Annotated in this window: 9 protein-coding genes; 7 read left to right on the forward strand and 2 right to left on the reverse strand. The window is 38.1% G+C overall.

From position 1 onward, the window contains the following. Positions 1-53 precede the first annotated feature (53 nt). Positions 54-1,010: a LuxR C-terminal-related transcriptional regulator gene (locus DEM91_RS08420; RefSeq protein WP_103003375.1), complete on the forward strand. Its 957-nt coding sequence runs from the start codon at positions 54-56 to the stop codon at positions 1,008-1,010. A 46-nt stretch (positions 1,011-1,056) separates the two neighbouring features. Here the strand turns inward: DEM91_RS08420 and DEM91_RS08425 are convergent, their stop codons facing one another. After that, a complete protein-coding gene (locus DEM91_RS08425) occupies positions 1,057-5,298 on the reverse strand; it encodes a translocation/assembly module TamB domain-containing protein (protein ID WP_249858603.1) in 4,242 nt (1,413 codons plus the stop codon). 381 nt (positions 5,299-5,679) lie between these two features. Here DEM91_RS08425 and DEM91_RS08430 point away from each other — a divergent pair, with 381 nt between their 5' ends. The 6 genes from DEM91_RS08430 to nqrF are packed head-to-tail and all read left to right on the forward strand — an operon-like array spanning position 5,680 to position 11,503. Next, positions 5,680-7,050 (forward strand): Na(+)-translocating NADH-quinone reductase subunit A, encoded by a 1,371-nt coding sequence (locus tag DEM91_RS08430; protein WP_249858604.1) that lies wholly within the window; start codon positions 5,680-5,682, stop codon positions 7,048-7,050. A gap of 4 nt (positions 7,051-7,054) precedes the next feature. Then, entirely contained in the window at positions 7,055-8,218 is a 1,164-nt protein-coding gene (locus DEM91_RS08435) for an NADH:ubiquinone reductase (Na(+)-transporting) subunit B (RefSeq protein ID WP_249858605.1), read from the forward strand. A gap of 4 nt (positions 8,219-8,222) precedes the next feature. Next, a complete protein-coding gene (nqrC, locus tag DEM91_RS08440) occupies positions 8,223-8,945 on the forward strand; it encodes an NADH:ubiquinone reductase (Na(+)-transporting) subunit C (protein WP_249858606.1) in 723 nt (240 codons plus the stop codon). A gap of 14 nt (positions 8,946-8,959) precedes the next feature. Next, a complete protein-coding gene (locus DEM91_RS08445; protein ID WP_249858607.1) occupies positions 8,960-9,586 on the forward strand; it encodes an NADH:ubiquinone reductase (Na(+)-transporting) subunit D in 627 nt (208 codons plus the stop codon). A gap of 30 nt (positions 9,587-9,616) precedes the next feature. Next, positions 9,617-10,225 carry an NADH:ubiquinone reductase (Na(+)-transporting) subunit E gene (gene nqrE / locus DEM91_RS08450; protein WP_008121834.1) on the forward strand — a complete coding sequence of 203 codons (609 nt, stop codon included), beginning with the start codon at positions 9,617-9,619 and terminating at the stop codon, positions 10,223-10,225. A gap of 6 nt (positions 10,226-10,231) precedes the next feature. Further along, on the forward strand, positions 10,232-11,503 hold the full coding sequence (gene nqrF, locus DEM91_RS08455) for an NADH:ubiquinone reductase (Na(+)-transporting) subunit F (protein ID WP_025072700.1): 1,272 nt from the start codon (positions 10,232-10,234) through the stop codon (positions 11,501-11,503). A 246-nt stretch (positions 11,504-11,749) separates the two neighbouring features. On the opposite strand, the gene DEM91_RS08460 is transcribed toward nqrF, so the two are convergent. Continuing rightward, entirely contained in the window at positions 11,750-11,896 is a 147-nt protein-coding gene (locus DEM91_RS08460; protein WP_249858608.1) for a hypothetical protein, read from the reverse strand. Positions 11,897-11,914 lie beyond the last annotated feature (18 nt).

Below are 11,914 nucleotides of genomic sequence, written 5' to 3' on the forward strand. Positions count from 1 at the left end.
TGTAAAATATATATATATTTGTACCCAAATATTGTTATAACAAGATTGAAACAATGAAAGTTCATAAGATGTACGAACCTGAAGATAAGCTTATTTCCATTATTGGAGATAACTATAGTGTTCTTCAAAGCCTTGGATCGTTTGGCATCAACTTAGGCTTTGGTGACAAAACGGTTCGTGAAGTTTGTGAGAGTCAGAATGTGGATACTTATACTTTTTTGGCGATAGTGAACCTCACCATAAATGGATATAAGGGGGATGAAGATTCAAATGAACTGAATATTCCTACCCTGATTCAATATTTACGCGCAAGTCATTCGTATTATCTTGATTTTCAATTACCATTCATTCGAAAGGAACTGGCAGGCGCTTTGGACGAAACCAATAACTTGGCTCGACTCATCTTGAAACTATATGATGAATACGCACATTCTATCAGAAATCACATGCGGTATGAGGAGAAGAATGTTTTTCCGTATGTTGATGATTTATTGAATGGTAAAATCGACGAAACATACGATATTGAGACCTATTCTAAACACCATGGACAAACAGACTTAAAGCTGAAGGAGTTAAAGAATATCATTATTAAATATTTACCTTCTAATGGACTGATGAACAATCAGCTGACAGCCACATTGTACGATATCTATAATTGCGAACAGTGGCTTACGCTTCATTCTATGGTAGAAGATGAAATATTTATCCCTGCCATTCGACATATAGAAAAGAAGTTAAGACAAAGTGATGTTTCCATTAAGATATCTTCGATGCTCAGTCAGGTACCACATAGTCAGGAAATTTTAAGTGAGCGCGAAAAGGAGGTTATCGTCAGTTTGGTTCAAGGTATGACGAATAAAGAAATTGCCGACCATCTATTTATTTCTATCAATACGGTGATTACACATCGCCGAAATATAGCACGAAAGCTACAGATACATTCTCCATCGGGTTTAACGATTTACGCAATAGTGAATAATCTGATAGATATTCGCAACGTTAAGTTATAAAGTGCTTTTCAAACTTTCAAGGAGTAATTTGTTTCCGCTTTTCTTTTTATTTAGTTTTGGGTTGTGGTGAGTTGTCTGGAGTTTTTGTTTTGACTTTTTTCTGACGTCTCCTTCCAAACAAGTCACGTAGGTTTGTAAAGTCTTTCTTGATAATTAAGCCCACTCCTTGTGTTGTTAAACTATTGCGCGTGAAATATCGGTCATTGGTCTGATTATAAATCTTTACCGCCAAATTGCCATTCGGATAGAGTAAGTATTTGATATCAAAATCGCCAATAAAAGTAGTGGTCGCATTTGGATTATCACGATATCCAAATTGCCCATTGATATTTAGGCGGTTATCTAATAATCGTCCAGACAAGCTCCCTTCATATTCTGCATTGTTAAATCCTTCTGTTCCGGGAGAAATATTCGCACCGAAGTTCCAATTGGTATTGTCGATCACAGAATTTAAGACCGTATTTATCTGTTGACTCAATGTTCCACTCAAAATGCTTTGCATGGCTAACGTTGCTTGACTGGGTTGAGTGGGGTTGTTGATAGCTGCATTTTTGGTTTCTTGTGAATAAAATCTGCCTACTGCGAGAAGATACAAAACTTGTTGCTTCGTTTCTTCTTCACTATTCATCAAACTATATACCATTTGCTTTGCATCATTGTTAATGGTTGGCAGGTCTAAGTTAAAATCAATTTGCGGCGTATCGGGAGTGCCAGTGATATTCATCAAACAGTTGACACGAGTATTATTCCTTGTGAAAGACTTGCCGATATTTAAGTCAGCTAAGCTAACACCATTCACTGTGTAAATGGCATTTAGGTCTAAGGTGGCAAGGTATGGATTTCCACCAAATGCAATCGTTCCTCCTTGTCTAAACTGGAAATCTTTCTTGATGATATTTTGAACCGTCAGACGATAGATGCCATGATCCACCACGTAGTTGCCATAAATATCAAAGGTTCCCTTATTATAGTAATTGGTTCGTAACACTCCATTTCCTCTCAAGGAGATGTAGTCGCCTGTCTGGTTGTCCATAATAAGTTTAATCTCCATGTTTGGCGTACAATTGATAAGGAAGTTAAGTCGGATGTCACTTGGGATTTCTCGCAGGAATTGTGTTGTTTGTTGCAGTGGTTCGAGTTCATTCGTCGTACCATTCTTCATAGAGTCAGCTTGTGACGTCCATTTGATAAACTTTTGTGTATCTAAATGCCCATAGCCAGCAACATTGTAAACAAATTGTGAGCCTTTTTGCGGAGTCGCATCCACATCTATAGTCAGTTCACCGCTTTTTGTTTTTATGTTACAATCTCCTGTTAAATAAGCGGTTCCATAAAAGTTTTCCTCTTCAAAATCGTGTGTGTCATAAGCCAACAAATGGTCTGCCTTCACATGCAAATCACATTGTATATCACTGAGGTGGTCATGTTTTAATGCACCATTAAGGATTCCGGTGTGTTGGTGACGATCGTAAATGATGTTATGATTAAAAATAATTTCGTTAGGGACTAATCGAATCGTATCGTTCTTTAAGGTATAGGTCGTATGAATGGGCGTAATTCCAACGGTTCCATCTGCTACTACCTGTCCCGTTAAATTCAAACTACCTAAGTTTCCAAAGAGTCGAAGCCTACCACGACCATTCGCATCTACCTGTTGCATAAAGCTATCACAAAAGCCCTCCAAGAACTCTAAGCGAGTGTTGTTGGCTAAGATGTCTAAATCCAAGTAATCACGTTCAGGAGAAACGTACCCATTAATTACTGTTTTACGATGTTCATCATTGGCAACAGCGTTAATGTCAATCTGTTTAGTCTTTTCGTTCCAAGCGACGTGCGCATCTAAGGCGCCCATTCTTCCTGTCTCGAACTTGAATTGATTTACCAGCACATCGGCACGACCTCTCGGATTTCCAAACAATCCAGACGCAACAACCTTGCCAGACAGTAAGCCGCCAAACTCTACAGCATGAAAGTTAAGAAGATTCAGAACATAGCTAACGTCAATATCTTTTAAGTCTATCAAAAGCGAATCATTAGGATTGCGGGTTGCCAATCCACTGACAATGATGTGCTGATCGTCGTGGTGAATAGAGAAGTAGTCTACATTCAAATGATTCTTACTATAAATAATGTCAGAGGGTTCTATTCTCCAAATACTATCTTCAACTAATATTTCAGAAGGATGTATGTTGATATGGGCAGCCGCATCGCCTTTGTTATTCTTGAAGAATTGTGTTTCTGTGTTGACAGTACCACGGAAGGGATGCGATTCATGATTATCAAAAGAGAGTTTTGTCAATAAATGATTGTTAGCAGCTGCAGACTTTATCGACCATGACCATTTCTTATCTTGCTTGTTCAGGCGATTCAGTTCGGCATCCAAACAAAGTGTATCTTGTCGTGTTTGAAGGTGAGCATAGCATTGATAATATTTCTTACCCTCATAAGTAAAATCTGGTGCTGTAATATGGACATTCATCAAATTCTGTGAACTCTCCATGGTTCCACTAATTTGTAGAGGTTGGTGTAACACAAATGGAACACCAAAAAAGTAAGGTGCCCAATCAGTATTGCGAATATCTGCATAAAGTCGAGCATTCGTGGGAGCGGTATGCCGTTGACGTATTGGGGTTAAGTGCTGCAAACTGGGTAACTTCTCTATCATGATGTTAACAACATTTTGAGAAAGAGCATCGTAATCGAATGTGCCTACAATCATAGCACTTCCAAAATCCCCATTAATGGATACAAAATGTTCATGCTTTTCATCAAAGCCAGCCTTCAAATCCAAATGGTTGAGTTGGTATTGAGAACGCTGATCAACAATTCTAAGATGATTTAAGCTCAATTGACCTGTTGCATCCTTTAATGATTTACCTGATACATTTGCACCAACTTCAAAACTGACTTTACGGTGTGGAAGCTTCTTAGAAATATTGAGCGCTGCTAAATGTAAATCTTTTGCCTGCGCATCTAATTGCACTTGGTAAATTGTTTGATGACGATTTACTTTTCCTCTAATATGAAGTTCTCCGTTGGGATCATTAAGATTTGCAACTCCCTCAAAGCTTGTGATCTCATTTTTAGGATTGAGTAGACCGTTGCCGTCAATATAAATATGGTGATAGGTGTAACCTTTATAGTCAATTTTGGATATATCTCCTTTCAATAGGAATTTGGAATGATTCGAGTATCTTTGAAAATCTTTCAGTTCTAATCTTGAAGTAATGTTCCCTAAGTCTTTTCTTTCCAGTAGTTTATCAAGACTAAGCTCTATGGTTTCCAAAGTTCCATTGTAGTTGTTTTTCTCTTTATGCAAACGAAACTTCAGTTCTCCAAGATTTGATGCCAACTGACCATCAATATTGAAGTCTTGCTGAACACCGCGAGCCAAACCCTTTAATTTCAGATTTGTGAAGTGCTGAAAAGGAGACTGTTGCGCTATTTTCGGGAAAAATGTTGACAGCATTTTGCTGGTTGCTCCCAATTCCTTAAGCTCCAACATCCATTTCAGGTTTTTATCCAAGTCCTGCAGTGTTGCGTTTGCAGTAGCTTTGAACATATTTTCTGCTTGTAACTGCAAGTTAGATAGCGTCAATGAACTACGATTTCCATGAAACGAGGTTTTGATATCAAACGGAAAAGTATACTTGGAGAGTTGAGCATCTAAGAAAGAAAAGTCTGCTAATGTAAGCTTTGAGCTTTTGATTCTACCTTTATATGAAAGTGTAGATAAATCAATGTGATGATTCTTTTGATGATAATTTGTGCGAACCTCGTCGACATGAAGCATCGAATGGGGGAGAGAGAGGTTGAAATTCTCTAAAAAACATGAAGAGGAGTTTGCTATTAACTTTGCTGTTAAGGATTTAACATGCAATCCAGACTTTTCCTTAAACGATAAGTTTTTTAACTTTACATTGAGAGAGTCATTCGAAATATGATTAAAAACAATGTGCGAACTTATCTCTGTAAATGCCATATCATTGAAAGAAAAATGATTTTCTTTGGGTTGATCAAGAACTCGATAACGGATGTTTCCACGACGGATAATCATTGAGTTTAGATTGATTGGCGTGGATTGCGAAGTAGTGTCTTTAGATGCAAGTGAATCAATAAGAAATTGAAAGTTTGTTTGTTCATGCTTGTTCGCCTGATATAAATTGGCTTTTATGCCAAATAACTGTGCAGACGAGATGTTGATTCCTCCACGCATCAATGAGAATACATCAAACTTTACCGAAAGACGTGAGGCTTGGAGCATGGGGACTCCTTTTTGGTCGTTCATGAATAACCCGTCTATAACCAATCGATTCAAAAAACCTAAATAAACTCGTTCGACACGAACTTGTGTTCCAAAACGTTTGGATAAATAGCTTCCCGCTTGTTGCCCCATTAAAGTCTGAATTGCTGGAATGTGCAACAAAATAACTATTGTAAGATAAAATCCTACAATGCTCCATAAAGCAATATTTAATATATTTTTGAACTTTCTCAGGGCAATCTTTATTAATTGGCTGCAAAATTACATCATTTTTCTGTACGAAGTAAATAAATGCCTGGAATTTCTTTTATTAATCAGTAAAAGTTACTAATTTTGCCAAACAGATAGCGTTTAGAAAATTCATATATGCTTTTTTGTTTGAACAAGATTTAATTTATATAATTTATGGTAAATGTAATTAAGTTACGTAAGGGCTTAGACATTAATCTTAAAGGGAGAGCCAAGGATGAAAAAACGTCCTTGAAACTGAGTCATGAATATGCGCTCGTTCCAGACGATTTTGTCGGTGTAACCCCTAAAGTGATTGTACACATTGGTGACGAAGTGAAAGCTGGTGAAGCACTCTTTGTCAACAAGAACTTTCCTGAGGTGAAATTCTCATCGCCTGTGAGTGGGAAAGTAAAGTCAATCGTGAGAGGTGAAAGGCGCAAGGTAATGGCTGTTGTCGTGGAAACTTCACAACAACAAGAGTTTGTTGATTACGGAAAGAAAGATGTAACTCAACTTTCTTCTGAGCAAGTCATCGAATCATTGTTAGAAGCAGGCATCTTCGGTTATATCAACCAGTTGCCTTATGCGGTATCAACTAACCCAAAAGAATGTCCGAGAGCTATCTTCGTGTCGGGATTTAGAAACATGCCTTTGGCAGGAAAGTTTGAGTTTGAGCTGCAAGGCAATGAAGAAGCTTTTCAGACTGGATTAACGGCTTTGTCTAAGATAGCGAGAACCTATCTGAATATTCATGCGAATCAGAAAGCAACAGCATTAACGCAAGCAAAAGATGTTGAAGTGACCGTTTTCGATGGTCCATGTCCTTCGGGTAATGTTGGTGTGCAAATTAACCACATCGCACCTGTAAATAAAGGCGAAGTAGTTTGGACCGTTGATCCTACTGCCGTGATATTCATAGGTCGTTTGTTCTTGACAGGCAAAGTACAACTTACACGAACAGTGGCTGTAGCAGGTAGTGAAGTGAACGAACCAATGTATGTTGATGCTTTGGTGGGAGCTCCGATATCAGACCTCTTAGCTGGACAAGTGACAAAAAAGATAAATCCAGAAGATGGAGAATGTCTTCGTATTATCAACGGAAATCCTTTGACAGGAAGACAGTGTCATCTGAATGATTTCTTAGGAGCCCATACTTCAGAGGTATGTGTCATTCCAGAAGGTAATCAAGCTGACGAGTTATTTGGTTGGATTTTACCAAGAACCAATCAATTCTCTGCTTCACACAGTTATTTCTCTTGGTTAATGGGGAAAGACAAGAAGTACGATGTGGATGCTCGTATTAAAGGAGGAAAACGCCACATGATTATGAGCGGCGAATATGATAAGGTGTTGCCAATGGATATCTTTGGTGAATATCTGATAAAAGCTTTAATAGCTGGAGATATTGACAAACAGGAACAGTTAGGTATTTATGAAGTTTCACCAGAAGACTTTGCCGTTGCTGAGTTTGTAGATTCTTCTAAGTTGGAACTTCAGAAGATTGTACGCAATGGTCTGGACATATTAAGAAAAGAAAACGCATAAGGACATGAGTTTGAAAAAATATTTAAATAAAATCAAGCCACACTTCGAAGAAGGTGGAAAACTCCACGCTTTTTGGAGTATTTATGACGGTTTTGAGAGTTTCCTTTATGTTCCGAACACAACAGCCAAGACAGGTGCACATATCCATGATGCCATTGATTCCAAGCGAATCATGAGTTTAGTGGTCATTGCTCTAATGCCTGCGCTTTTGTTTGGAATGTATAATATTGGTTATCAAAACTATTCTGCTGCAGGCCAATTGGCAAACGCTTCCTTTTGGGAGATGTTTGGGTTTGGATTTCTTGCACTGTTACCAAAGATTTTGGTTTCTTATATTGTGGGATTAGGTATTGAATTTGCCTGGGCACAATGGAAAAAAGAAGAGATACAAGAAGGCTATCTTGTTACAGGTATGTTGATGCCACTCATTATTCCAATAAGCTGTCCTTTATGGATGTTAGCTTTATCCATTGCATTTGCAGTTATCTTTTGCAAGGAAATATTTGGGGGTACAGGCATGAATATTTTTAATGTTGCTTTATCGGCTCGTGCCTTTTTGTTCTTTTCATATCCAAGTGAAATGACAGGAGATACAGTTTGGGTAGCTAATCATTCCATTTTTGGATTAGGAAATACATTACCAGATGCTACTACAATGGCAACTCCTTTAGGTGAGTTGGCGCAGCACACTGAAATCCCTTATACCATCAATGAAATGATGATAGGATTAATACCCGGTTCTGTTGGAGAAACAAGTGTTATTGCGATAGCCTTGGGTGCGATACTCTTACTTCTCACAGGCATTGCTTCATGGAAAACAATGTTCAGTGTTTTTGCAGGAGGTGGTATCATGGCAGTGCTTTTCCAATCTCTTGGAATGACTCCTATTGAATGGTATGAACATTTAATTTTAGGAGGTTTTTGCTTTGGTGCTGTCTTTATGGCCACTGACCCAGTAACATCTGCACGCACAGAGACGGGTAAGTACATCTATGGAGCTCTGATTGGAGTAATGACAGTGATTATTCGTGTCATGAATCCGGGATATCCAGAAGGTATGATGCTCTCCATATTGTTTGCAAATATGTTTGCCCCACTGATTGACTATTGTGTAGTTCAACACAATATTAGTAATAGAATGAAACGTTTAACTGCTGATAATAAATAAGACAATGGCTGAAGAAAATAAAAAAGGATTGAATACCAATTCTAATTCCTATACGATTATATATTCAATCATTATCGTGATTCTTGTTGCGTTCTTGTTAGCTTTTGTATTCCAGGCTTTGAAACCTATGCAAGATGCTAACGTTGCATTGGACAAGAAGAAGCAGATATTAAATTCGTTGAATATTAGAGATTTGAACAATGAAGAAGCTGCTGCAAAGTATCAAGAAGTTGTACTTGCTGATGAAATTATAGATGAGCAAGGGAATGTTCTTGAGAAAGGTGAACAGGGTGGAGAAAACTACGGTTTTAAGCTCAATTCAGCCGACTTTAAGAATGGAAAGTTAGCACTCTTCGTTTGTAAGGTTGATGGACAAACCAAATATGTGATACCTGTTTATGGCATGGGACTATGGGGAGCTATCAATGGTTATATTGCCATTAATGCAGATAAGTCGACTGTCTTCGGAACTTACTTTGACCATGAAAGTGAAACAGCTGGATTGGGTGCTGAAATTAAAGACAATCGCGCATGGCAAAACCAATTCCAAGGTAAAAAACTATTTGCGCAAGATCCCAACAAAATCGCATTGGCTGTTAGTAAGAAGGTGGAAGACCCTTCCACGCAAGTCGATGGTATAACGGGTGCTACGCTCACTTCTAACGGTGTTACTGAGATGTTGCAGACTTGTTTAGGTGCATATATGAATTTCTTAAAAGCTCATTAAATTGATTTATAATTATGTCATTATTTTCAACACAAAATAAGAAAGTCTTTACAAACCCTCTCAATTTGGATCATCCTATTTTGGTTCAAGTCTTGGGAATCTGTTCGGCTTTGGCAGTAACTTCACAATTAAAGCCAGCTATTGTCATGGGATTGGCAGTGACGGTTATTACTGCATTTTCAAATGTAATTATTTCGATTATTCGCAACACCATCCCAATGCGAATCCGTATCATCGTGCAGCTGGTTGTCGTTGCGGCATTAGTGACGATTGTCAGTCAGATCTTAAAAGCTTATGCGTATGATGTAAGTGTTCAGCTTTCAGTATATGTGGCTTTGATTATTACCAACTGTATTCTGATGGGACGCTTAGAAGCATTTGCAATGATGAACAAACCTTGGCCATCTTTTCTTGATGGAGTAGGTAATGGGTTAGGTTACGCAATGATTTTAGTTATTGTGGGAGCTTTCCGTGAATTATTTGGTAGAGGTACTTTATTAGGATTTACGATTATTCCATCGTCATTCTATGACTTTGGATATATGAATAATGGTATGATGGCGATGCCAGCCATGGCATTGATTCTTGTAGGATGTGTTATTTGGATTCACCGCGCATATTTCTATAAAGAAGAAAAGTAACGGATACTAAATATTTTAATTAGAATTATTATGGAACATATCATATCATTATTTTTTAGATCGATATTTGTCGACAATATGATTTTTGCATTCTTTTTAGGAATGTGTTCATTTTTGGCAGTATCGAAGAATGTGAAAACCTCGTTTGGTTTAGGAATGGCTGTGACGTTTGTACTTTTTGTCACCGTCCCAGTGGACTATCTCCTACAAACCAAAATACTCGATCCATTAGGGTTAAGCTATCTTAGTTTTATCATCTTTATTGCGGTCATCGCAGGTATCACTCAATTAGTTGAAATGTTGGTGGAGAAATACAGTCCTTCATTGTATTCGTCTTTGGGTATATTCCTCCCACTGATTGCCGTAAACTGTGCCATCATGGGTGGCTCCATGTTTATGCAACAGCGCATCAACTTGGATCCAAGCAACACCCAATATATCGGTAATATCTTCGATGCCATCGCTTATGCCGTGGGTAGTGGATTAGGATGGACACTCGCTATTGTGTTGATGGGTGCTATCCGTGAGAAATTAGAATATAGTGATGTACCAAAGCCTTTGCAAGGACTCGGTATTACATTTATAACAGTAGGACTAATGGCTATCGCCATGATGTGCTTCTCTGGACTAAAAATATAATTAGCTATGAACTTTAGTTTTATATTAACAAGTATTATTGTTTTCTTGAGTGTAATACTCTTACTTGTCATTATTTTGCTTGTTGCAAAAAAATATTTGTCTCCAAGCGGAAATGTCAACATCATTATTAACGAAGATAAGACACTCAGCGTTCCACAAGGTGCTTCTATCATGAGTACCCTCACTCAAAATGGAATTTACTTACCCTCTGCATGTGGCGGAAAGGGCAGTTGTGGACAATGCAAATTACAAGTGATTGAAGGAGGTGGTGAAATCTTGGATTCAGAGCGTCCTCACTTTTCAAGAAAAGAGATAAAGAATAATTGGCGTTTGGGATGTCAGTGCAAGGTGAAAGGTGACTTAAAAATCAAAATACCTGAAACCGTTTTAGGTGTTAAAGAATGGGAATGCACCGTCATCAGCAATAAAAACGTGTCGAGCTTCATCAAAGAGTTCAAAGTGCAATTGCCTCCTGGCGAGCATATGGACTTCATTCCAGGCTCTTATGCTCAAATATCTATTCCTGCGTTTGATGTTATTGATTACGACAAAGATTTCGACAAGAATGACATTGGCGAAGAATACATTGGTGCATGGAAGAAATTTAATATCTTATCACTCAAGGCTCACAATCCAGAACCTACCGTTCGTGCTTACTCTATGGCGAACTATCCTGAGGAAGGTGATATTATCATGCTGACGGTACGTATTGCATCTACTCCATTTAAGCCACGTCCACAGGTAGGATTCCAAAATGTTCCTACGGGAATTGCTTCCAGTTATATCTTCTCTTTGAAACCGGGTGATAAGGTAAAGATGAGTGGACCTTACGGTGACTTCCATCCAATCTTCGACTCTAAGAAAGAGATGATTTGGGTCGGCGGTGGTGCTGGTATGGCTCCTCTACGAAGCCAAATCATGTATATGCTTAAAACGCTGCACACAAGAGATCGCGAGATGCACTATTTCTACGGTGCTCGCTCTTTGAATGAAGCCTTCTTCTTAGACGATTTCCACGAGTTAGAAAAAGAATATCCTAACTTCCACTTCCATTTGGCTTTGGACAGACCTGATCCAGTAGCTGATGAAGCAGGAGTAAAATACACGGCTGGTTTTGTTCATCAAGTAATGTATGATACCTACTTGAAGGATCATGAGGCACCCGAAGATATAGAATACTACATGTGTGGTCCTGGTCCTATGAGTGCCGCTGTACAGAAAATGTTAGATAGTATTGGTGTCGATCCTGAATCTATCATGTTTGATAACTTCGGATAAGTTGGTACAAATTAAAACAAACTAACATATAATTAAAAAAGTCGCTGAATATCAGCGACTTTTTCTATTCTGTATATCATTGTTGCAACCTAATTATTGATAGGATTTGCAATACTTCTTATCGGTATGGGATTGTAAACCAACTCTGTCCCTACGAATGGCTCCTATTCATGCTATTGTCAATCACTTTCACAGATTTTTGTTGTTCGCCTCTCTTGCTTAGAGTTGGTTTAGGTATTCATATAGTTAAGCCCATTGTCTACATGCTTCAATGTTGTTGACCCATGTAGATAACAGCACTAACTCATGAAGATAGTTGTCCAAAACAGACTGTTTGTACTTTCCTAAAATCACTTGACAGTTTTTATTCACTTTTCCTAATTTACTTGTCAAATTTTTTCATTCATTCTA

The sequence above is a fragment of the Prevotella sp. TCVGH genome (assembly GCF_023522295.1).
Taxonomy (GTDB): Bacteria; Bacteroidota; Bacteroidia; order Bacteroidales; family Bacteroidaceae; genus Prevotella; species Prevotella timonensis.

Excerpts from the sequence above, each read along its gene's own strand:
- nqrC (WP_249858606.1), top strand. The coding sequence starts at position 8,223 with ATGGCTGAAGAAAATAAAAAAGGATTGAATACCAATTCTAATTCCTAT.
- DEM91_RS08425 (WP_249858603.1), bottom strand. The coding sequence starts at position 5,298 with ATGAACGACCAAAAAGGAGTCCCCATGCTCCAAGCCTCACGTCTTTCG.
- DEM91_RS08435 (WP_249858605.1), top strand. The coding sequence starts at position 7,055 with ATGAGTTTGAAAAAATATTTAAATAAAATCAAGCCACACTTCGAAGAA.
- DEM91_RS08430 (WP_249858604.1), top strand. The coding sequence starts at position 5,680 with ATGGTAAATGTAATTAAGTTACGTAAGGGCTTAGACATTAATCTTAAA.
- nqrE (WP_008121834.1), top strand. The coding sequence starts at position 9,617 with ATGGAACATATCATATCATTATTTTTTAGATCGATATTTGTCGACAAT.
- nqrF (WP_025072700.1), top strand. The coding sequence starts at position 10,232 with ATGAACTTTAGTTTTATATTAACAAGTATTATTGTTTTCTTGAGTGTA.
- DEM91_RS08445 (WP_249858607.1), top strand. The coding sequence starts at position 8,960 with ATGTCATTATTTTCAACACAAAATAAGAAAGTCTTTACAAACCCTCTC.
- DEM91_RS08420 (WP_103003375.1), top strand. The coding sequence starts at position 54 with ATGAAAGTTCATAAGATGTACGAACCTGAAGATAAGCTTATTTCCATT.